Below are 21,804 nucleotides of genomic sequence, written 5' to 3'. Positions count from 1 at the left end.
ACTTGCTTCCTATTTATTATTTCGGTTTTTGAGTTCTTTTTGCCAATCACGAAGGCGCTCAGAATCAGACTCACGGTTGGCGATCGCACCTTTTTCTAACAGCATGAGAGCAATTTTGACTTCATAACGCATGGTTGCTATATCTAATGCTGTGTTGCCCTTGCTGTCTTTGGCGTTGATATCAGCACCATTGTTAATCAAAAATTCGGCAACTTCCTGTTGACTGTTGAAAATGACTTGATTAAGTATCGGTTCTTCTTCGTACAAGCCTCTGCTAGTATCTTTACGAGAGAGTTTGGCGTTGGGATTTGCACCGTATTTCAAAAGCAATTTCATGAAATCAATATCGTTGTCAATTGCTGCTTTATATAAAATTGGTTCGCCTGACTCTACAGCATTGGGATCAGCTTTATACTGAAGCAGTAGTTCTACACTTGCAAGGGAAGAGACACAAAATAATAAAGGCCATCGATCGCTTCCAGCCCAACTAAACCTGCGGTAGTATTTAATGCGAAGATTAGGGTTGCCGCCTTGCTGAAGATAGTTTTGTACAATACCGATATTGTCACAAATATAGCGCGGTGCTAGACCAAAACTACTCCATACTTTCCACTTGAAAGCATTACCTAACCCCATCGCCGCAAATGTGCCGATAATTAAGGCCATGACAGCAACACGGGGGGAGATTTGGCTAGTTATCTGAACAGCTTTTGTCGGCTGTCTTAAGGCTAACAAAGCGGCTTCGGCTGAGGGAAAGCGATCTTTAATATCAGGTTCTAAAAGTTTCTCTAACCAATCAGCAAAAGCATCGGAAACTTGAATATGATCGCGGAAATCTATATGTAAACCAGTTTGGGGTAGTTCTGCCGGCGATCGATGAGTCAATAAAAATAGTAATGTTGCTCCCAATCCGTATAAATCTGTTGCTGGTGCTGCTTGTCCAAGAAACTGTTCGGGAGCCATGTAACCATAAGTCCCAACAACTGTACTACCCCGCATGAAGGTACTGTAGTAAGTATCTCGCACTGCACCAAAGTCTACTAAATACAGTGAGCCATCTTCATGACGAATGATATTTTGCGGTTTAATATCACGATGAATCACCTGTGGATCTAACCGTTGCAGATAAACCAGAATCGCTAATATTTGCCGAGCAATTTGCTTGATGCCTGTTTCATTAGTACGCCATCCCTGTTCTATCCATGCAGCTAAAGATTGCCCTTTCGCCAATTCTTGCACAATGTAAAATCGGCGATCGCTTTGAGTATCGATCTGAAAATAATTGAGATAACGTGGTATTCCTCGATGCTGGAGTTTTTCTAGTACCTTAGCCTCGCGCTCAAATAACTCCAACACTTTCCAGTCTTGTGTTTGCTGAAAAGATATAACTTTTATTGCTACGATGACACCCGGCTGTGTTATGTCTTCTGCCGCATAGGTGATACCGCTATTGCCTTCACCCAATATATTAATAATGCGATAACGATTACAAGGCGGCTGCTTTGTAGCATCAATGATTGTGTCACCTAATTGATGCATAGTTCTAAATCTGAAATTTTGAGCGATCGCAACAATTCCATGATTCCACCCCAATTCACCATTGAAGATCAAGGTGATTTTATCCCGTTTGTTGTCGCTTTAGGTGCTGCATCAACTCGCTCATGAATGAGAATTGCTGTATCGAATAACTCAGCGATAGAAAAGCCTAACAAATATGTCATAATTTGTAACGTATATTTAAGATTTCCCTCTGGGAGGCTATAGCCATGAGCGAACAAGCTGAAGAAGCTATTGAAACTCCAGTGTTAGATAGATACGAGTGTCGCTCTTGCGGTTACGTTTATGAACCGGAAAAAGGAGACGACAAGAATGATATTCATGCTGGCATACTGTTTGCAGAATTACCTGCAAATTGGCGTTGTCCAGTTTGTAATGCCAAAAAGGTAGCTTTCGCTAACATTGGGCCTGCGGGTACAGCATCTGGTTTCAAAGAAAATTTAGGTTACGGTTTAGGTGTTAATACGCTGACACCAACCCAAAAGAACATTTTGATTTTCGGTGCTTTGGCGCTTGGATTCTTGTTTTTTATTAGTCTTTACGGCTTACAATAAAACCCGGTTTTTATAGACATCCTACAAAAATTTACAAAACACTAAGAAATACTGATGCATTCAATTGTGAGAAGTTGGCAACGAATATTTGCCGCGTTAATAGTAGTCATCGCCTGTATTGGCTGTAGCAAAGTTCCCTCAATCAGTTCTAATCCCTGGCAAGTTATTAATGTGCCAACAGAAGCGAAACTGTTGGATATTGGCTTTACTGGTAATCCCCAGCATGGTTATTTAGTCGGTAGTAGTGCCACTTTATTGGAAACTAATGATGGTGGAGATACTTGGCAGCCTCTAAAATTGGAATTGGATGATGAAAGGTATCGCTTTAACTCAGTTAGTTTTAGTGGTAATGAAGGCTGGATTGCCGGAGAGCCTTCACTGTTACTACATACTACTGATGAAGGCAAGTCTTGGTCACGTATTCCTTTAACCGAAAAGCTACCCGGTAGCCCAATTACGATCGCAGCCTTGGCTGAAAATACAGCAGAAATGGCTACTGATGTCGGTGCTATCTATCAAACTACAGATGGTGGTAAAAACTGGAAAGCTCAAGTCGAAGCAGCCGTTGGTGTGGTGAGAAACTTAGAGCGATCGCCTGATGGTAAGTATATAGCTGTTTCGGCTAAAGGCAGTTTTTACTCAGTCTGGGAACCAGGACAAGCCGCTTGGGAACCCCATAACCGTCTCAGTTCTAGACGGGTAGAAAATATGGGCTTTGCTGATAATGGCCAATTATGGTTATTAGCACGAGGTGGTCAAGTTCAATTTAGCGATTTAACTAACCCAGATGAATGGCTAGATGTACAATATCCAGAGTTATCCACTAGCTGGGGTTTACTAGATTTGGCATATCGCACACCCGATGAAATTTGGATTGGTGGTGGCAGCGGTAATCTACTACGCAGTACCGACGGTGGCAAAACCTGGGAAAAAGACCGTGAAGTAGAAGAAGTTGCAGGTAACTTGTATAAGATTGTGTTTCTCAATCCTGAACAAGGCTTTGTGATCGGTGATCACGGTGTTTTGCTCAAATACAACCCCAATGCAGCTTAAATAGTATTGAGTAGCGAGTAATGAGTATTGAGTAAAAAAGGCAATAATCTCAAATTACTCAAGACTCGGTACTCGGTACTCAGGACTCGGTACTCAGTACAAAGAGATTTCTGAGAAGAACGTTGCAAGTTGTAACTCTTTTTAAACTTTGTAGGATAATAAACTCAATAGTAGTTTTTGAGAAGGTAGTGATCTAAATGTCAGGTACCACCGGAGAACGTCCGTTTTCGGATATTATCACCAGCATTCGTTACTGGGTAATCCACAGCATCACCATTCCAGCTTTATTTGTTGCTGGTTGGTTATTTGTCAGCACTGGACTGGCTTATGATGTGTTTGGCACACCCCGTCCTAATGATTATTTCACACAGGTACGGCAAGAAGTGCCAATCGTCAGCGACCGTTATGAAGCTAAAAAGCAAGTAGAAACATTTATCGGAAAGTAATTTGAAATCATGACTAGCGGCAATAACATCAATCAACCAGTTACCTATCCAATTTTTACGGTCAGATGGCTTGCAGTTCACACTCTAGGTGTGCCAACTGTCTTCTTCTTGGGAGCGATCGCCGCAATGCAGTTTATTCAACGCTAGGAGCAACTCATGGAAAGATCGCCTAATCCTAATCAACAACCGGTTGAATTAAACCGTACCTCTCTGTATCTAGGACTGCTATTGATTTTCGTTCTAGGAATTCTGTTTTCCAGTTACTTCTTTAACTAACTGGATCTGTGGCTGCTAATTTCTGTTGACTTTTGTAAGGGAGGAGAAAACTGTGTCAGGAAGTGGAAGAATTCCCCTGTGGGTCGTCGCTACGATCGCAGGTTTAGGTGTAATTACAGTTGTAGGTATTTTCTTTTATGGAGCCTACGCCGGAATCGGTTCTTCACTGTAATGTGAACCTTAACCGAATTTTTGGTTAAAAACCGACATCAAAAAACCGCCCTTCTCATTGAGATAGGCGGTTTTTTAGGTAAAAATGGTAATTGGTAATGGGTAATGGGTAATTGGTAATGGGTGATTGGAAAAATGACTTCCCCATCTTCCCCATCTTCCCCATCTTCCCAGTCCCCAGTTCCCAGTCTCCAGTCCCCAATCCCCAGTCCCTAATTAAGCGATATCTTCGCGTTCAATATATGAAAATAGAAATGCGAAGACTACTGCTGGTAAAACTAGACCAGTCAGAGGTACGAAAATAGAAGGCAAGAATGAAGAATAGGCCAAGATAGAGGGCAAAAATGAACTTGACATAGAAAAAAGTCCTCTGAGTCACACTACAATTCAAAAAGAGCTTACTGCAAAATTCTGCTTATTTTTGCAAATTATCAAGATTTTTAACACAGCCATTTACATTCCTAGTAAGTCATCTAGTTCTATATTTGGCAAATCGGCGGGAATAACGGTTTTGACGACGGTGACTTTACCACTTTCCTGTTGAGTATTCAGGTCGAGTGCGATCGCTCCTACACGGATTTCTACACAGCCGAAAGGAACAATTAATTGAGTTATCGCTTCCCAATTTCCCCAAGGGGTAGGTCGCAAATCTTTGAGCAGATGAGGCCCGTCTAGCAAACCGCGAGTTTGATAATCTTCAACCCACAACTTAACCACCACCGCTGACGACACCGCAGACAATTCTAAACGCACTTTGATCGACGTTCCCGCCAGTAATTCACCATTTGGTAAAAACAGTTGGGGTGTTGGTAAAGATTTCTGAACAGGACTCGATAAATCTACCAGTGGTGGATCTGGTTGGGTAGATAACTGATTGTTACCCTCATGGCTCAAACTAATATATGTATCATCTAAAACTATTTCTTGGGACAACACAGTAGGTAGAATCTGAATTGGCTGCACTATTTCTTCTGCTGTCTCTCCTGTTTCACTATTATTTATAGCCAGATTTTCCTCAATATCATCTTCCTGTGTATCCATCTCAACCGAGGGATTTTCTGCATTCAGAACTAAAAGTGGCTGCTCATTCAACTCATTAGTATCATCTTCTGCGGCTGCCAAATTGAGACTTTCCGCCAAATACCCTTGGCTATGCATCCATTTTTGAATCAGGGGAGATGTTTCTGGAGTCTTCGCTGTGATTAATTCCTCACTGGACAAAGTAGGAGATTGAGCAGGAACATTTTCTCTAAATTCAGCGGATTCATCCTCATATTCTGCATTATTGAGCCGAAATTCCGATGTATTTTCAACTTCAGATAATTGAGTTTCTGAGATATCTGACGGATAGACTTGAGGTTCTTCTTCCTGAACTGGAGTCGGTTTTAACCTTTTTAAAAAAGGCAAAGTAGTTTTAACCTGTTTAATCACCAACTTTTCCAGATTAATTGGGGATATCTGAGGAGGTTTGATAGCATCTTCAGATTTGAGTGATTCTGCTATTAAATTTTTGTGAACGCGAGGCAAATTCGGTAATTCTGGCGACAAACCACCTAACACAATTACTGGTTTAATTCTGGGTGGCAACTGTTTGTTGGCAGAAGACTTTAAACTATGAAACTGAGCTAACTTGGGAGTTTTAACCAAATTGAAAAGTTCCAAGCCAACGCTAACAGCTGGTTCTGGCTTTGTCTCAGCTTGAGTTTGTATTTCGGTGCTTGCAGATGGCAAGTCTGGTGGACTTGATTTTGGTAAAGAAATTGTCAGTAATTCTGTGACATCTGCCGTAATTGTGAAAGCGTGGTTGGCCAAGAATATGACTTCTCCACCATCTGTAACTGCGCCGTATAAACTAATGTCTGCCAAAATCAACTTTGATTCACACTCAGGGGGAATATTAATGGCAGTGCTGAATGTAAAAGGCAGAATTTTATTTGTTAAGGGTTGTCTGACTTGAGTTAAGACTTGTGATTCTGAGGGCGATCGCAATTCGATTAATAGCTGTAGCTGATTAAGACTGGTTATTGATAATATTTCATCTTCCAGATCACCCGTTTGAGCCAGTTCCACATCCCCATTCACTGTCAGAGTTTTTCCCCAAGCCGTAATATAGGTGTCCCTTTCCAGAGATAATTTCAGTGGTGATGGTGGGGATATTGGCAGCCAATCCTCAGATGTTTGCTCCTCCCCCAAAGATTCCGAATTGGGTAAAGCTAAATCTATTAAACTTTGTAAAAGTTGTTCTGCTGTCTCACCTTTGAACCAAACTGGGCTGACAGGCTGATTAATAATTATATCTTCTTCGGTTTGATCTTCTTGATTCAGTAATACCTCAAGCTCATTGTCAAACTCATCACCACTACCTTGATTTGGTTGGTTACTGTCTTCTTGTGGAGAGACTTTGATCAGCAGACTATATTGCCAGGATTTACCCAGCATATCTGTCATTAAGTCGGCTGAACATCGTAACTCCCAAATTCCCGGTTTCAGTTCAGTAAAGGGAATTACAGCCATCAGCCCATCTGCATTAGTGCGACGCAAACGTTTAAAAATTCGCCGTTTGGGTGGAACTTCCTGGATTGAGGAGTGAGTTACCCGCACTTCTACATCTTTATTGGGAAGGTGTGAACGAGCCAAAACCCTGTATTTACCTGCTAAAATTTGCAAAGTAGGCGATTCCAGGGGTTGCCAAGCGCGATCGCCCTGTTTCTGTATCAGAAATTGCCAGTGTTCCATTGTGAGTAATGCCCAAACCGAAGATCCGCCAATTAATATTTTGCATTAACTTGCAAGCAAGTTTAACTCAGCATTGTGTAATTACATCAGTTTTACTCCAGGCTCCTGACTCCTGAATTCTGCCATAAGACCCAACATTATTATTATATTCATGCAATGAAAGTAGCTCCATTACCATCCAATGAAGCAGAGAGGCTAAAAGCACTAGAAAAATACCAAATTCTTGATACCGCTGAAGAACAAGGTTTTGATGATTTAACTGCTTTAGCCGCATATATTTGCAAAACTCCCATTGCCTTAATCAGCTTAATAGATGAGCATCGACAATGGTTCAAATCAAAAATTGGTTTAGAAGTCACAGAAACTCCTAAAAATATATCATTTTGCGCCCATGCTATTCTCCAACCAGAAGAAATGCTAATAGTGCCAAATGCCCTTGAAGATGGTCGTTTTTATGATAATCCATTAGTCACAGAAGACCCTAATATTCGGTTTTATGCAGGCACACCGCTAGTCACATCTGATGGTTTGGCTTTGGGAACTTTATGCGCTATTGACCAAAAACCGCACATTCTGAATCCAGAACAAATTGCAGCAATGAGAAGATTAGGTCGTCAAGTTCTCACCCAAATGGAACTGAGAATTAATTTAATGCAATTAGAAAAAAATATTGTCCAGCGTCAAATAATTGAAGATGAACTACGCATCAGCAATCAGGAGCTTTCTAATACTGTAAATAAGTTAAGAAAAACTCAAACACAACTGATTCATGCTGAAAAAATGTCTAGTTTAGTTCCCTTAATCACAGGTATTGCCCATGAGATTAATAATCCTGCTAACTTTATTTATGGCAATCTCAAACACGTAGATGATAATGTCCGAGATTTATTAGATTTATTAAGTTTATATCAAGAAAATTATCCCCATCCCAGTTCTCAGATTCAGCAGAAAACCGATGCTATTGATTTTGGCTTTTTGAATGAAGATTTATTTAAAATCCTTAACTCTATGAAAGTTGGTACTCAGCGCATTCGTGAAATTGTGCTGTCGCTGCGGAACTTCTGTCGGATAGACGAATCTGAAAAAAAATCAGTAAATATAACCACAGGTATTGATAGCGCACTATTATTTTTACAGCATAGACTGGAAGCAAAGGGAGATTTTCCGAAAATAGAAGTTATTAAAGAATATGGTGAACTGCCATCAATAGAATGCTATCCAGCACACTTAAACCAAGTTTTTATGCATTTAATTAGTAATGCTATTGATTCGCTACAGGAGGCATTTGTTAACCAACCTGAAAAAAAGCAAGAACTCAAAATTAGCATTCAGCCCAAGTATCTTGAACCTGGCTTTGCTATCATCAGAATTGCAGATAATGGATTAGGTATACCTGAATCTATTAGTAAACAAATATTTGATCCATTTTTTACAACTAAGCCTGTTGGGAGAGGGCAAGGTTTGGGATTATCTATTAGTTATCAAATTATAGTGGATAAACATGGTGGACTATTGAAATATGTATCCCAAGAAGGAAAAGGTGCAGAATTTTGGATTGAAATACCTTATAAAACCCTGACAGCAAGCTCTTCCTCTTGTATCTAAATTCCCTGATGCTAGTAATTGAAGTTCACTGAGACATTTTCCATAGAGAAGTAAGAATTCAGGAGTCAGGAGTCAGAATGCAGATAAAATGAAGAATAGAGAGACGTGAGATTTTATCAAAATCATCAAATTTGACTAAAAGATCTTTATTTTACTGACTTTTATATTCTCTATCCTGAATAATTACATAGAAAACTCAATCAAAAGAATAGTGAAAAATTTGACAATTTATGATTTTTAGTTGATTTATTATGAATAAAATCAATTTTGTTAGAAATAGTAGTTTAATCATGCCTAGTTCTAAAACTTTATCCACATCTTTAAATTTTCAAGAAGATTACCCATGTCCTGTTTGTCGAGTCGGTAAAATTTCCCCCATGCCATTAATGGAAGCAATGTCTTGTAACTTTTGCCAAGAAATTTTTACAGTTAACCTGGAAATACAGCAAATCAAGATGCCTTCTAGACAACCTCCCCTAGTTTGGCATTGGAATGGCTTTAAGTGGACAGAAGCTCAATTAGAAGGTGTTGAATTAGGCTGGGGTTACGTATTAGCAGCAATAGCTTTTGTCATTTTACCAACTGCCTTAATTGGCCTAGCAGCTTATTATTTTCCTCCAAATCCTGATGTACCTCTTTCGTGGCTACCATATATCTGGACATTACTCACATTTTTGTTACATTTATCAATTATAGTTTGGATTTTTATTGAAGTTTATCAGATTCCGATTGGGGCATATTTTCGAGCCATCAATCGCTTGAGAAATAGTGTAACAAGGTAAATTTCCATATCTATATTGTGATACCTTTAGTAGCCGTAGTCATCACCATTTGACACATCCTCGGCTAAAATTGAAAATTTGGTGGGGGTCTTAAACCCGATTATTCATACGTTGGTCGCACAGAATTAAATTCTGAATTCTGGCTCCTGACTCCTGAATTCTGTTTGATAAAATACAAGACATTAGGGATTGGGGATTAGCCATCAGGAAAATTTCTACCTTAGCCGTCAGTTCGCAATTTTCCGTATGAGTGCGGAAGCCAACTCAATGAATCGTTATACTCAACATATAGCGATATCACTCATAATTAATTTAATTATTATTTGATTTTCCATCAACACATCATATGAGCGAACTGGAGCGATACTACAAAATCTTAGAATTAGAGCCTGGAGCAACACTAGAAGAGATCAACCAGGCTTACAAAGATTTAGTGTTTGTTTGGCATCCTGATCGCCTTCCTAAAGACAACCACCGCTTACAACAAAAAGCTCAAGACAAACTCAAAGCCTTTAATGAAGCTCGTGAAAAATTACGTTCTTTAAACGATAGGTCTCAAAGTGCAAATTCTAGACCAACCCAACCAAAAAAACCATCCTCTACTTACTATCAACAACCACAAACAAACTATCAACAACCCAATCAAAATCCAGACTTGAGTGGAAAAGATTTTAGCCGCGCTAATTTAAGTAACAGAGATTTATCTGGTAGAAACCTAAGCTATGCAAATTTAAGCGGTTCCAATCTCAGTGACACTTTTATGCACAAAGTTAATCTCAGAGGTGCGGATTTATCAGAAGCTAATTTATTTAGAGCTAACCTGCTGTTAGCAGATATGAGAGAAGCAAATTTACGCTCGGCTAATTTAATTGGTGCGGATCTCAGCGGTGCAGACTTGCGGGGTGCAGACTTGACAGGTGCTAGAATTCGCTCAGGTGAGCGTCTATTAGTGAAACTTATTGGTGCTAACTTAGCTGGGGCTATTATGCCAGATGGTGTAATTCATGCCTGACCTCAACCCTAGTTATCAAAAAAAACGAATAACTTAAGTTGACGTACCTACAATATGGGAAACTTCGTAATATTCCTGAGAACAGAAATTCCTCCAAAAAGGTATCCTAGGTAACAGAAAGTTGAAAATATTCTGAGAGAAGCTACTTTATAGGTGTCTAAAATTTTCCAAACAGACTACTTAAGTTTGAATTTTTAAATTCAAACTGGAAAATAGCGACAATCATTTAGTTATAAACTCTTGTAATATCGCTTTTTGCAAATGTAATCTGGAAAGTAATTTAATTTTTTGTTTAGATCGTCATGAATATAGCAATAATTGGTTGTGGTTATGTTGGTTATGCAGTTTCTCAATATTGGCAGGAAAATAAAAATTTTATCATCACTGCAACCACAACTACACCTGAGCGTGTATCTGATTTAAAGGCTGTAGCTCAAAAAGTTATAGTCACCCAAGGGAATGATTTAGAATCTCTAAAATCAGTATTAAAAAATCAAGATATCGTCATATTAAGTCTAGGTGCAAAAAGTGGAAATACCTATGAAGAAACTTATCTGCAAACAGCCAAAACCTTAGTTTCTGTACTACGACAATCTCCCAATATTCGCCAGTTGATATATACAGGAAGTTATTCAGTATACGGAGATAGAAATGGTGTTTGGGTAGATGAAGAAACACCACCAGCACCACCTAATCTAAATGCTCAAATTCTTCGCAAAACTGAAGATGTTTTACTATCAGCAGAGAATGAAAACCTCCGTGTTTGTATCTTACGTTTGGGAGGGATCTATGGGCCTGGTAGAGAATTGGTGAAAATATTTGGACGAGTAGCTGGTACAACTCGTGCCGGCAATGGTGAAGAAATCACAAATTGGATTCACCGAGATGATATTGTTGGGGCTATAGAATTTGCACGTAACCAGCGTTTACAAGGTATTTATAATCTAGTAGATGATTCACATCTCACCAGTCGAGAACTAATTGATAATGTGCTAACAAAACATAATTTACCTGATGTAATATGGGATGCAACAAACAAGAGTAACCGCCCATATAATACGTGGGTGTCTAATCAAAAGATAAAAGACGCGGGATACAAGTTAATTCATCCTCAAATAACTTTTTAGCCAGAAATACTGAATTTAGGATTATGCAACATTTTACCATAGCCAATACATCGGGGATTACAGCATCTCCTACCCAGTTTTATGATTGGCAGAATTATCGCTGTGCTTATGAAGTACATCAAGCCATAGATTCATCTGCTGATAGTACTCCTTTACTTTTAATTCATCCTATTGGGGTAGGATTATCAAGGCAATTTTGGCAACGATTTTGCTATAAATGGTATCAAACTAATCATCACAATATCATTTATAATCCTGATTTATTGGGATGTGGTGAAAGTGATATGCCTCCTCAGGCTTATAAACCAATTGATTGGGCAAAACAATTACAACACTTTTTAAATACAGTAGTACAAAAACCTGTGATTATAATAGTACAAGGTGCTTTATCACCAGTAGCTATTGAATTAGTTAAATTAGAACCAAATTTAATTAAAGGACTTGTACTTTCTGGGCCAACAGCTTGGAGTGTAACTACTAAAAATGCACCTAAATGGCAACAGAATCTACTTTGGACTATCTTTAATTCACCTTTAGGAAATGCTTTTTTCGCTATGCACGTACACGCAAATTTTTAGTTTCTTTCTCAACTGAAAAATTGTTTGCATCTAGCGAAGCTGTTGACGAAGAATGGTTAAATACTTTAATAGCAGATGCTAAAAATATGGGTGGTCGCTACGCTGTATTTTCTTTTTTAGCTAGGTTTTGGCAACGGGATTATAGTAGTGATATTGCCTCTATTCAAAAACCGACATTAGTTGTTTTAGGAGATACAGCATCAGCTATTAGTAAGGAAGGTAAAAAAGAAACGCCTGATGAACGTTTGGCAGATTATCTGGCTTGTTTACCTCAAGGTCAAGGTATGAAAATCAGCGGACGAAATGTTTTACCATATGAATCAACTGCTGCATTTGTAGCAACTATATCTTCATTTGTTAATGAATTTTCTTAGTTGACATCGTTTACTATGGCAGCCTATCGGTAAAGTGGCTTGCGCTTAAAAACCAATTATACAATTTAATATTGCGTGCTAAGTATAACTACGTTATTAAACTTTTACAAATCAAATTTGATGTGTAGAAGCTATGATAGTTGCCACTCTCGTGTCAAACTTATAAAGGAATCTTAATGACGAAATTATAGGAGTGGTGGGAATGGATGTGAGCTTGATTGTATCCAACATCTTGAATCCACCTGTGTTAGCTTTTTTTATGGGGATGTTGGCAGTTTTCCTGAAGTCAGATTTGGAAATTCCAGCACCCATTCCTAAGCTGTTTTCCCTGTATTTGCTATTTGCGATTGGGTTTAAGGGTGGTGTGGAACTGGTAAAAAGCGGTATTAGCCAGGAAGTGATTTTCACCATGCTGGCGGCGATTTTAATGGCTTGCATTGTTCCAATTTATACTTTTTTTATTCTCAAAGTAAAACTGGACTCTTACAACGCCGCTGCGATCGCTGCTACCTATGGTTCAATTAGTGCTGTAACCTTTATCACGGCTAGTTCTTTTCTGACTCAACTGGGTATCAACTTTGATGGTTATATGGTTGCAGCCTTGGCTTTAATGGAATCTCCGGCTATTGTTGTTGGTTTGATATTAGTAAAATTATTTACTGCTGATCAAAGTGACAGAGAGTTTAATTGGGCGGAAGTATTACAAGAAGCATTTCTCAATAGTTCCGTATTTCTCCTAGTTGGTAGCCTGATTATGGGTTTACTCACAGGTGAACATGGTTGGACGACATTAAAACCTTTTACACAAGATATGTTTTACGGAGTCCTCACGTTCTTCTTATTAGATATGGGACTTCTAGCAGCAAAAAGAATCAAAGATTTACAAAAAACCGGCGTTTTCTTAATCTTATTTGCCATACTCATACCAATCGTCAATGCTGGAATTGGTTTAATTATTGCTAAACTAATCGGTATGCCCCAAGGAGATGCTCTTTTATTTTCCGTGTTGTGCGCTAGTGCTTCATACATTGCAGTTCCAGCAGCTATGCGACTAACCGTTCCAGAAGCTAATCCTAGTCTATACGTTTCTACTGCTTTGGCTGTGACATTTCCTTTTAACATCATCATCGGCATACCCTTTTATTTATACGCAATTAATATCTTTTGGAGTTGAGATTATGGAGTTAGTTAAACGGCTAGAAATTTTTGCTAATTACGTTGAAGTCGGCAAGATTTTAGAAGCTTTAGAAAAAGCTGGTGTTCCTGAACATACGGTTATTAAGAATGTTGCTGGTAAAGGTAGAGGAGGAACAGACAGTGATGATTTAGCAATGACTTTGCTAGATAACATTTATATTATTGCTTTCTTTCCTCCTGAAAAATTGCCACTGGTAGAGGTACAAATTAGAAAGATTTTAAATAAATTTGGCGGGACTTGTTTTATTTCTGATGCAATGGAATTGAACACAACTAAGTGTGTTGGTTAGATAAACATTAAATTTTCCACTTCTCCAATAACTCCGCCTTGTTTTTGGGAAATAGTATTCTCTAGGTACAGGCGAAAAATTAAGAACCTGATTACAATACACAAGGCTAAAACTAATTACCTTGTGTGACTAATCGTGGAAAATTTTGTTTTTTACAATCCTGTTAAAATCCTATTTGGCAAAGGCCAAATCGCCAACATTGCAGCGGAAATCCCCGCAGATGCCAAAATTCTCATCACCTACGGTGGTGGTAGCATTAAAGCAAATGGCGTTTATGATCAAGTAAAATCTGCATTAGCGGGAAGGAATGTATTTGAGTTTGGGGGAATTGAACCCAACCCTCACTTTGAAACTTTGATGAAAGCAGTGGAATTAATCCGCAAAGAAGGTATTGATTTTCTTTTAGCTGTGGGTGGTGGTTCCGTTGTTGATGGGACTAAATTTATAGCAGCTGCGGTTCCTTTTGTCGGCGACCCTTGGGATATTTTAGCAAAAGGCGCACCGATAACTGCGGCTTTACCTATGGGGGTGGTTTTGACTTTACCGGCAACTGGTTCGGAAATGAATACAAGTTCTGTTGTTACCAAGTGGGAAACTCAAGAAAAGTTATTTTTCAGCAGTCCCCTAGTGTTTCCTAAATTTTCGGTTCTTGACCCAGAAACAACTTTCTCCCTCCCTCCTCGGCAAATTAGCAATGGTATTGTTGATGCTTTTACTCATGTGATGGAACAGTATTTAACCTATCCGGTGAATGCACCATTACAAGACCGCATGGCTGAGTCAATTCTGAAAACTCTGATTGAGGAGGGGCCAAAAACCTTAGCAAATCCTACAGATTATGATGCACGGGCGAATTTAGTCTGGTCTGCGACAATGGCGTTAAATGGATTAATTGCTGTTGGTGTACCCCAAGATTGGACAACCCACATGATTGGTCATGAGTTGACAGCCTTACATGGTATGGATCATGCTCAAACTTTAGCGGTTGTGTTACCTAGTACGTTGACAATTAGGCGCGATCGCAAATGGCAAAAACTTCTACAATATGCAGATAGAGTTTGGGAAATTGTCGGTGGTTCTGAAGCAGAACGGGTAGACGCAGCAATTACTAAAACTCGTGATTTCTTTGAATCAGTTGGTGTCCGCACCCGTTTATCTGACTATGGTGTGGGATTAGAAACTATTCCCGCAGTTATCGAGAATTTAGAAAAGCATGGGATGACAGCTTTGGGGGAAAATAAAGATGTTAACCCCCAAGCTGTTGAGAAGATTTTAGCTCTTTGCGTTTAGAAATTAAATAATTAGGTCAGGCTTTTGTCTGACCTTTATCTACATTTATTGCTGAATGACTGATGAAGTAGTGTAAAATGTTGCTGAGGCAGAGCCTCAATTCTGCATTCCCAGTCTGAGACTAGGAACGAGATAAATCAAGTAGGCAACACCCGCCTGAGTTAAATTAACTATTTTTTATTCACACTGTTGTAGTAATGCAAAAACTTTACTTATCCTTACTATCTCCCCTTTGTTGTCTGGGTTGACTGGGTGGAGGAGATGGAGGTGGTGTTTTAGACGGCTCATTTTTTTTGTCATTATTCTCTTGCTGATTAGACATGGAAAACAATCTCATAGATAGTGAAGAACATACTAATACTAAATTAGCTTATGAGTATACAGAAAGTGTATTAAAAGATGTCAATAAAAGTATAGATTCACTTAATACTAAGATGACCACTGTCATAGGTTTTAGCGGTGTACTGCTGAGATTTTCGGCCGACCTCTCAAACGATGGTTACTGTTTGTACATCAAAATTGCTGTTTGCGCTCTTCTTGCTATAGATATTGGTTTATGTATCATTGGTTTAATGCCGTCTCCATGTGGTCATGTCGTCTCACCTGAAGATTTGTTAGACGGAGAGTGGTATTATAAATCAGATGAAAGATGTCGTCACTATATTGCTAGTGCGTGGAAAGTGGCTATACAACAACTTGATATTCAACTAATTAATAAGAGAAATTGTCTAAGATATGCTATGTGTAGTTTGGCCTTATCAACAATACTATTTGCTGTTAGTATAATCATGGAAGCAATAGCTAAAAGTGACTTGACTCTTGAATAACTAATTTTGTGTGAATAATTGGTAAAAAATAATCATTTTTCAAGCTGAGATAATTTTATGAATAGATATTTTCTATTATTTCTAAAAATTCTTTTACTACTTTATCAGAATTTTCATAGCAATTTTTAGGCTCAAATCTTTCTACTACCTTGATACCATTTCTTTTAAGCATACGTTGTCTTTCTTGCTCTTCTATTCTAAGTTCTGGTGTATAATAAATTTCATCAACTTCTAAAATACCCCAATTACCCTTATAACGCACTAAAAAATTTGCTTCTTTATTTGCTCTGCCATTGTCTGCATTGAGTCTAGCTACACAGTTTGGTAAATATAGAACTCCAGCGCGGTCTAATGCTTGAGCAATTTTTATCTCTGCTTCTGAATGAAACCGTAAATTTTCCCAATAGGAAGAGGTTTGGTTTAAATAAAGCTCAAGTCCTTGATTATTTACTTCATCATCTTCAAAAATTTTACTTACAATTAAATTTTTACTGTCTATAATTTTTTTGCAGAAAATAGCAAATTTTCCAGGTTCAAAATTACCCTTTATGGGTCGCCTTTCTCTTTCATTTACATCCAGATAAATATAATCACAAATTACACCATTCAATTTTGTTTTATGGTTAATGTTCCAATTTTTTATACAAGCACCTGTTATGTTAGCCTGATTAAAGTTAGTAGCTATTACCTGTGAGAAACTTAAATTTGCATTATTTAAGTTAGCATGACTGAGATTAGCTCCACTTAGAACAGCATAACTGAGATTAGCATGACTGAGGTTAACTCCACTTAGATTAGCCCTACTGAAAAAAGCATAACTCAGGTTAGCACCACTAAGATTAGCCCCACTGAATTTAGTCTCATCAAAAGTAAAACCATAAGCTTCAACATCATACAAGTCAGAATCACTGAAATCAAACCATAGAGTAGCCCTAATCAGATTAGCACCGCTAAGATTAGCCCCACTAAAGTTAGTATTATAAAAATCAGCTTGACTGAGATTAGTTCTACTTAGATCAGCACCACTAAGGTTAGTATCCTCAAAATGACATTGACTTAGATCAGCATCAGTGAGATTACTATGACTGAGATTAGCTCCACCGAGATTAGTGTTATAAAATGTAGCATGACTGAGGTTAGCCCCACTTAAATCAGCATCACAGAGACTGGTAATGTAAAATTCAGTATGCTTTAGATTAGCTCTTCTTAGATCAGCACCATTAAAGTTAGCATGACTAAGATTACATCCAGTGAGGTTAGCTTCACTAAAATTAGTATTATTTAGAATGGCATCACCGAGATTAGCTCCACTAAAGTTAGCTCCACTAAAGTTAGCAAAACGTAAATTAGCCTGAAAGAAAGAAAAATTACTGAAATCAGGTATTATATTTGGATTTTCATCCCTCCAATTATTCCAAGTTTCTAAACCTTTCTCTAAAATTTCCAAGTGTTCCGAATTTGCCATAATTAATTTTTTATATCTAAACTTTGCGTAATTTACCATCCTCACGATTGGTAAGTTGGTTTTAATCTATGGTTATAATACCAGCATTACTGTAAAAATAGACCTATGATAAATGTCCAGAAAAGACATCTTCCATGATTTAGTCAAAGATGCCCTCACTCAAGACGGTTGGAATATCTCTCATGATCCTCTATACTTAAGTATCGGCAATTTGAATATTCAGATTGATTTAGGGGCTGAATGTCTAATTGGTGCAGAGAAAGATCATCAAAAAATCGCCGTTGAAGTGAAAAGCTTTCTCAGAACCTCGAAAATTACAGATTTCTATGGTGCTTTGAGACAATATCTATCTTACAAAATTGCCCAAGAGGAAAACGAACCAGAACGCATATTATATCTAGCAGTTCCCGATTCAACATATCAGTCATTATTTGGAGAAGTTCTCATCCAAAAAGTCCTACAAAACTATCCTGTTAAACTAGTTGTCTATGATGAAGTAACAGAGGTAATAAAATTATGGATAAACTAAATTACTATCGCCAATGTTTGCGAGAATTCCTCACCCAATACGCCAATTACGGCTCAGAAGATCAAAACATGGAAACCCAATTGATCTTTGATACAGAAAATGATCATTACCTTTTATTGCGGACTGGTTGGGATAAAAAACGCCGAATTCATTCCTGTATATTTCATTTTGATATCAAAGATGGAAAAATCTGGCTTCAGGAAAATAATACAGATATTGATGTTGGTGAAGAACTAGAAGAAATGGGAATTGCTAAACAAGAAATTGTCATAGGTTTTCATTATCCTGCACTTAGACAACATTCAGAGTACGCTGTTTCTTAATTCAGAATTGAGGATTTAAAATAAAATTACAATCTGTTCTTAGAAAGTAGTAATTAAAAAATATGCCTACTGAAACTGTTACACTGCAAATACCCGAAATTATCTATCAACGGTTAGTCAATACCGCCCATGCTACTCAACGTCCTTTAGAAGAAGTCATGCTTCATGCTTTACAAGTGGGTAGTCCACCAGCATGGGATGATGTACCAGAGGAATTTCAAGCCGAACTTGCAGCTTTAGATAAGTTAGATGATAATACTCTCTGGCAAATTTTCCATAGTCAGAAAAGATCAGCCGACATGGAAGAATATAATAACTTACTAGAGAAAAATTCTAGTGGTACATTGACAGAAATAGAAAGATTAAATTTAATATCTCTCCGACACGAATCTGATCTCTTTATGTTACGTAAAGCCCAAGCCGCAGTTTTACTTCGTTGGCGAGGATATAGTTTACCAAATCCTTAAATTCTTGTGTCTACTTATATTCCTGAAAGTTTAAGAAAACAAATTACTGATAGTGATAAATCACGTTGCTGCTATTGCTTAACATCCGAAGCGAATAGTGGTATTCCCATGACCTATGATCACATTCAACCAGTTTCACAAGGTGGAGATACAACTTTTGAAAATCTTTGTTTAGCTTGTCGATCTTGTAATGAATATAAAAGTAACTTAACTGAGTCTATAGATCCTTTAACGGGCGAAATAATATCACTTTTTAACCCTCGTAAACAGAAATGGTCAGAACATTTTGTCTGGAGTGCTGACGGTACAAGAGTGGAAGGTATAACTGCTATAGGTCGCGCTACAATAATTAGGCTACGCATGAATAACCCAGTAATTATATTTGCTCGCAAACGCTGGGTAATAAGTGGTTGGCATCCCCCTAATGATTGATAGTATAAAAACAACTATGACACAACAACCCATACAAGTAATAGGCGGCGGACTCGCGGGAACAGAAGCCGCATGGCAAATAGCCCAAGCCGGCGTTCCTGTAATTCTCCACGAGATGCGCCCTAAAAGGTTCAGCCCTGCCCATCATACGGAAAATTTGGCAGAATTGGTCTGTAGTAACTCCTTTGGGGCTATGGCGAGCGATCGCGCAGCAGGATTATTACACGAAGAATTACGCCAACTTGGTTCTATTGTCATTGCTAAAGCTGACGAACACGCAGTCCCCGCTGGTGGGGCTTTAGCGGTAGATAGAGGACAATTTGGGGAAGATTTAACCCAAACCTTAGCAAATCATCCTTTAATTGATTTCCGACGGGGAGAAGTGACAGCAATTCCTGAAGGTATTGTTGTTTTAGCTAGTGGTCCCCTGACTAGTCCCGATTTATCGGCAGATTTACAGCGTTTTACGGGGATGGAATATCTCAACTTTTTTGATGCTGCAAGTCCGATTATTTTAGGAGATTCTATTAATAAAGATATTGCTTTTATGGCTTCTCGCTATGACAAAGGTGAAGCAGCATATCTCAATTGTCCTATGAATAAAGAGCAGTATTTACATTTTTGGTCAGAATTACGTAAAGCTGAACAAACAGAATTAAAAGACTTTGAAAAAGAAACGGCGAAATTTTTTGAAGCTTGTTTACCAATTGAAGAAATGGCACGCAGAGGGGAAGATACCATGCGTTATGGCCCCCTAAAACCTGTAGGTTTATCAGATCCTCGCACAGGTGAACGTAACTATGCGGTAATTCAATTGCGACAAGAAGATAAAGCCGGTCAACTTTGGAATATGGTGGGATTTCAAACTAATCTGCGTTGGGGTGAACAAAAACGAGTATTTCAAATGATTCCTGGTTTGGAAAAAGCTGAGTTTGTCAGATTGGGAGTTATGCACCGCAATACTTTTTTAAATGCACCACAATTGATGTCTGCAAGTTTGCAATTTAAAGAACGTCCAACTTTATTAGCAGCGGGACAATTAATAGGTACAGAAGGTTATACTGCTGCATCTGCTGGTGGTTGGTTAGCAGGAACAAATGCAGCGCGGTTGGCTTTGGGTAAAGAACCGCTAATTTTGCCGGTGACAACGATGATGGGGGCTTTGTTTGAGTTTATTAGATCTGCTGCCCCGAAGCATTTTCAACCGATGGCTCCTAATTTTGGTATTGTGCCTGATTTGGGTGTGAGAATCAAGAGTAAACCGGAAAAATATGGACGTTACCGCGATCGCTCTTTGGCTGATTTAGCCAGTTGGAAAACAGAAAATTTAGCCGTTTAAATGTGAGAATTCAGGAGTCAGGAGTCAGGAGGAAGAATTAGAAGGAGATCAGAATATGCTCAAATCTGGGTAAATGAACGGTTTTTGATGCTTTCATCGCTTATTGCATCTTATCCACCTGAGTTCGACATCAGATAATTTGTGGAAAACTTGCCCCCAGTAGGAGTTTCAAACCCTTATTCTCTCGCCCTTAAAAATCATAACTCCGTTCGCGTAGCGTCTCCGGAGGAGAAACTCCGAACTCAGGTTTATCCAACTTTTTCAGCCTGAAACTGTTGATATATCTAGGTTTTTTGTTTATATGCCTAACGGCACGCTCTTCGCGTTCAACAAACCCTAATTAATTCTGACTACTGGCTACTAACTCCTAACTCCTTCTTCAATCTTTCTCTTTCAATGTGACTAAACCATGAATACCTACAGATGCAATCAAACATCCTAATAATCCCCAAGTAGCATCTGCAAAAACGTTAATACGATGAGCTAAGGCTTGATGATAGGCATGATCTAACTTTCTTTGATTTGTATTTTCGGCTTCTGCTAATTGTGTCGCATAACTTTCAGCTTTGACTAGTGCTGAATAATCTGTACCAAAATAATAAAGTGATATTGCCAATACTAGAAAGCCTGGTATCAGCAAAGTAAGTAAGAGAATTCCTTGTCGTGTCTTCATAAATATTTTTAATAATAGAGTTGATTGTACACAAAACTAAGGTATAGTGATCAATTAAAGCACAATAATATCAACCCAAAAATCAGTAAATGCACAGAGGGAAATTAAGGATCTGGAAAGATGATCGCGGATTTGGATTTATTCAAGCCAATGATGGAAAAAAAGTTTTCTTACATATCTCCAGTCTCAGAAATAAGCAAAAACGCCCTAAAGAAGGGGATATTATTAAATATCAACTGACAACTGATCAAAAAGGCAAGCTTACTGCTACCAACGCATCCATCCAGGAAAGATTTTCAGCATCATGGATATTCATTTTACTAATTTTATCAATTTTACCTGTTTGGGGAACAGTTAAGCTGTCAAGGATTTATGGTAATCCTTTACCGATTGCTGTTTATCCCATCACAGGATTAATTACTTATTTGTTTTATGCACATGATAAAAAACAAGCAACTAATGGAAATTGGCGCATTCCTGAAAATACTCTGCAATTCTGGGAATTGATGGGTGGATGGATGGGTGGTTTCATTGCTCAGAATATACTTCATCATAAAAGCAAAAAGTCTTCCTATCAGTCAGTTTATTGGTTCATCGTAGCTGCTCATTGGGCAGGTTGGACGTATTGGTTATTCATAAAATCATAAAATTTTATTGGTAGTCAGCATCTGAGCAGATGGGTGTTAAATTTTCGCAAAATT

General features: G+C 38.3%; 26 protein-coding genes and 1 pseudogene. 22 read left to right on the top strand and 5 right to left on the bottom strand.

Translation table 11 applies throughout. The features are described from left to right. Window positions 1-9 precede the first annotated feature (9 nt). On the bottom strand, window positions 10-1,539 hold the full coding sequence (locus AC012T_RS13275) for a protein kinase domain-containing protein (RefSeq protein ID WP_487058973.1): 1,530 nt from the start codon (window positions 1,537-1,539) through the stop codon (window positions 10-12). Between AC012T_RS13275 and AC012T_RS13270 the strand changes: the two genes are divergently transcribed. The 7 genes from AC012T_RS13270 to AC012T_RS13240 all read left to right on the top strand — a co-directional run bounded on the left by AC012T_RS13270 (window position 1,534) and on the right by AC012T_RS13240 (window position 4,058). After that, entirely contained in the window at window positions 1,534-1,665 is a 132-nt protein-coding gene (locus AC012T_RS13270) for a hypothetical protein (protein ID WP_487058972.1), read from the top strand. The two genes, AC012T_RS13275 and AC012T_RS13270, sit on opposite strands and share 6 nt — an antisense overlap. A gap of 101 nt (window positions 1,666-1,766) precedes the next feature. Beyond that, window positions 1,767-2,111 carry a rubredoxin gene (locus AC012T_RS13265; protein ID WP_487058970.1) on the top strand — a complete coding sequence of 115 codons (345 nt, stop codon included), beginning with the start codon at window positions 1,767-1,769 and terminating at the stop codon, window positions 2,109-2,111. A gap of 54 nt (window positions 2,112-2,165) precedes the next feature. After that, window positions 2,166-3,164: a photosynthesis system II assembly factor Ycf48 gene (locus AC012T_RS13260; RefSeq protein ID WP_487058968.1), complete on the top strand. Its 999-nt coding sequence runs from the start codon at window positions 2,166-2,168 to the stop codon at window positions 3,162-3,164. A gap of 197 nt (window positions 3,165-3,361) precedes the next feature. Then, window positions 3,362-3,610, top strand: a complete 249-nt coding sequence (gene psbE, locus AC012T_RS13255) for a cytochrome b559 subunit alpha (RefSeq protein ID WP_015214115.1) — start codon at window positions 3,362-3,364, stop codon at window positions 3,608-3,610. Between the two features lie 9 nt (window positions 3,611-3,619). Further along, entirely contained in the window at window positions 3,620-3,757 is a 138-nt protein-coding gene (gene psbF, locus AC012T_RS13250; protein ID WP_015115279.1) for a cytochrome b559 subunit beta, read from the top strand. Between the two features lie 9 nt (window positions 3,758-3,766). After that, entirely contained in the window at window positions 3,767-3,886 is a 120-nt protein-coding gene (gene psbL, locus AC012T_RS13245; RefSeq protein ID WP_081462709.1) for a photosystem II reaction center protein PsbL, read from the top strand. Window positions 3,887-3,938: 52 nt separating this feature from the next. Beyond that, window positions 3,939-4,058, top strand: a complete 120-nt coding sequence (locus tag AC012T_RS13240) for a photosystem II reaction center protein J (protein ID WP_013190555.1) — start codon at window positions 3,939-3,941, stop codon at window positions 4,056-4,058. Window positions 4,059-4,273: 215 nt separating this feature from the next. On the opposite strand, the gene psaI is transcribed toward AC012T_RS13240, so the two are convergent. Further along, a complete protein-coding gene (gene psaI / locus AC012T_RS13235; protein WP_487058966.1) occupies window positions 4,274-4,414 on the bottom strand; it encodes a photosystem I reaction center subunit VIII in 141 nt (46 codons plus the stop codon). 96 nt (window positions 4,415-4,510) lie between these two features. After that, window positions 4,511-6,793 carry a hypothetical protein gene (locus tag AC012T_RS13230; protein ID WP_487058964.1) on the bottom strand — a complete coding sequence of 761 codons (2,283 nt, stop codon included), beginning with the start codon at window positions 6,791-6,793 and terminating at the stop codon, window positions 4,511-4,513. Between the two features lie 156 nt (window positions 6,794-6,949). On the opposite strand from AC012T_RS13230, the gene AC012T_RS13225 reads away from it, so the two are divergent. The 9 genes and pseudogenes from AC012T_RS13225 (at window position 6,950) to AC012T_RS13185 (ending at window position 15,875) form a co-directional block, all read left to right on the top strand. After that, a complete protein-coding gene (locus AC012T_RS13225) occupies window positions 6,950-8,398 on the top strand; it encodes a sensor histidine kinase (protein ID WP_487058962.1) in 1,449 nt (482 codons plus the stop codon). Window positions 8,399-8,688: 290 nt separating this feature from the next. Then, on the top strand, window positions 8,689-9,180 hold the full coding sequence (locus AC012T_RS13220; protein WP_487058960.1) for a hypothetical protein: 492 nt from the start codon (window positions 8,689-8,691) through the stop codon (window positions 9,178-9,180). Window positions 9,181-9,526: 346 nt separating this feature from the next. Then, entirely contained in the window at window positions 9,527-10,192 is a 666-nt protein-coding gene (locus AC012T_RS13215) for a pentapeptide repeat-containing protein (RefSeq protein WP_487058959.1), read from the top strand. A gap of 302 nt (window positions 10,193-10,494) precedes the next feature. Then, the gene (locus tag AC012T_RS13210; RefSeq protein ID WP_487058957.1) at window positions 10,495-11,319 is read left to right on the top strand and encodes an SDR family oxidoreductase; all 825 of its coding nucleotides are present in this window, start codon (window positions 10,495-10,497) and stop codon (window positions 11,317-11,319) included. Between the two features lie 23 nt (window positions 11,320-11,342). Continuing rightward, a pseudogene (locus AC012T_RS13205) lies at window positions 11,343-12,271 on the top strand (alpha/beta fold hydrolase). 202 nt (window positions 12,272-12,473) lie between these two features. Next, on the top strand, window positions 12,474-13,445 hold the full coding sequence (locus tag AC012T_RS13200) for a sodium-dependent bicarbonate transport family permease (protein WP_487058955.1): 972 nt from the start codon (window positions 12,474-12,476) through the stop codon (window positions 13,443-13,445). A 4-nt stretch (window positions 13,446-13,449) separates the two neighbouring features. Beyond that, complete coding sequence (locus tag AC012T_RS13195) at window positions 13,450-13,758, top strand: P-II family nitrogen regulator (RefSeq protein ID WP_487058953.1); 309 nt, start codon at window positions 13,450-13,452, stop codon at window positions 13,756-13,758. A 135-nt stretch (window positions 13,759-13,893) separates the two neighbouring features. Then, window positions 13,894-15,048 carry an iron-containing alcohol dehydrogenase gene (locus tag AC012T_RS13190; RefSeq protein ID WP_487058951.1) on the top strand — a complete coding sequence of 385 codons (1,155 nt, stop codon included), beginning with the start codon at window positions 13,894-13,896 and terminating at the stop codon, window positions 15,046-15,048. A gap of 434 nt (window positions 15,049-15,482) precedes the next feature. After that, complete coding sequence (locus tag AC012T_RS13185) at window positions 15,483-15,875, top strand: hypothetical protein (protein ID WP_487058949.1); 393 nt, start codon at window positions 15,483-15,485, stop codon at window positions 15,873-15,875. A gap of 55 nt (window positions 15,876-15,930) precedes the next feature. On the opposite strand, the gene AC012T_RS13180 is transcribed toward AC012T_RS13185, so the two are convergent. Further along, window positions 15,931-17,340 carry a pentapeptide repeat-containing protein gene (locus AC012T_RS13180; RefSeq protein WP_487058947.1) on the bottom strand — a complete coding sequence of 470 codons (1,410 nt, stop codon included), beginning with the start codon at window positions 17,338-17,340 and terminating at the stop codon, window positions 15,931-15,933. A 112-nt stretch (window positions 17,341-17,452) separates the two neighbouring features. Here AC012T_RS13180 and AC012T_RS13175 point away from each other — a divergent pair, with 112 nt between their 5' ends. The 5 genes from AC012T_RS13175 (at window position 17,453) to trmFO (ending at window position 20,430) form a co-directional block, all read left to right on the top strand. Beyond that, window positions 17,453-17,869: an element excision factor XisH family protein gene (locus AC012T_RS13175; RefSeq protein ID WP_487058946.1), complete on the top strand. Its 417-nt coding sequence runs from the start codon at window positions 17,453-17,455 to the stop codon at window positions 17,867-17,869. Then, window positions 17,857-18,192 carry an element excision factor XisI family protein gene (locus AC012T_RS13170; protein ID WP_487058944.1) on the top strand — a complete coding sequence of 112 codons (336 nt, stop codon included), beginning with the start codon at window positions 17,857-17,859 and terminating at the stop codon, window positions 18,190-18,192. The genes AC012T_RS13175 and AC012T_RS13170 overlap by 13 nt, the downstream gene beginning before the upstream one ends. Before the next feature lie 62 nt (window positions 18,193-18,254). After that, entirely contained in the window at window positions 18,255-18,659 is a 405-nt protein-coding gene (locus AC012T_RS13165; RefSeq protein WP_487058942.1) for a hypothetical protein, read from the top strand. A 6-nt stretch (window positions 18,660-18,665) separates the two neighbouring features. Next, on the top strand, window positions 18,666-19,091 hold the full coding sequence (locus tag AC012T_RS13160; protein ID WP_487058941.1) for an HNH endonuclease: 426 nt from the start codon (window positions 18,666-18,668) through the stop codon (window positions 19,089-19,091). A gap of 16 nt (window positions 19,092-19,107) precedes the next feature. Beyond that, on the top strand, window positions 19,108-20,430 hold the full coding sequence (trmFO, locus tag AC012T_RS13155) for an FADH(2)-oxidizing methylenetetrahydrofolate--tRNA-(uracil(54)-C(5))-methyltransferase TrmFO (RefSeq protein WP_487058939.1): 1,323 nt from the start codon (window positions 19,108-19,110) through the stop codon (window positions 20,428-20,430). A gap of 379 nt (window positions 20,431-20,809) precedes the next feature. Here the strand turns inward: trmFO and AC012T_RS13150 are convergent, their stop codons facing one another. Beyond that, complete coding sequence (locus AC012T_RS13150; RefSeq protein WP_487058937.1) at window positions 20,810-21,103, bottom strand: hypothetical protein; 294 nt, start codon at window positions 21,101-21,103, stop codon at window positions 20,810-20,812. Between the two features lie 89 nt (window positions 21,104-21,192). Here AC012T_RS13150 and AC012T_RS13145 point away from each other — a divergent pair, with 89 nt between their 5' ends. Continuing rightward, window positions 21,193-21,750, top strand: a complete 558-nt coding sequence (locus AC012T_RS13145; RefSeq protein WP_487058936.1) for a DUF1294 domain-containing protein — start codon at window positions 21,193-21,195, stop codon at window positions 21,748-21,750. Window positions 21,751-21,804 lie beyond the last annotated feature (54 nt).

Source organism: Anabaena sp. EIM26 (genome assembly GCF_057568715.1).
Note: the sequence above shows the minus strand (reverse complement) of the source record. Positions and strands in the feature narration are given on the sequence as shown.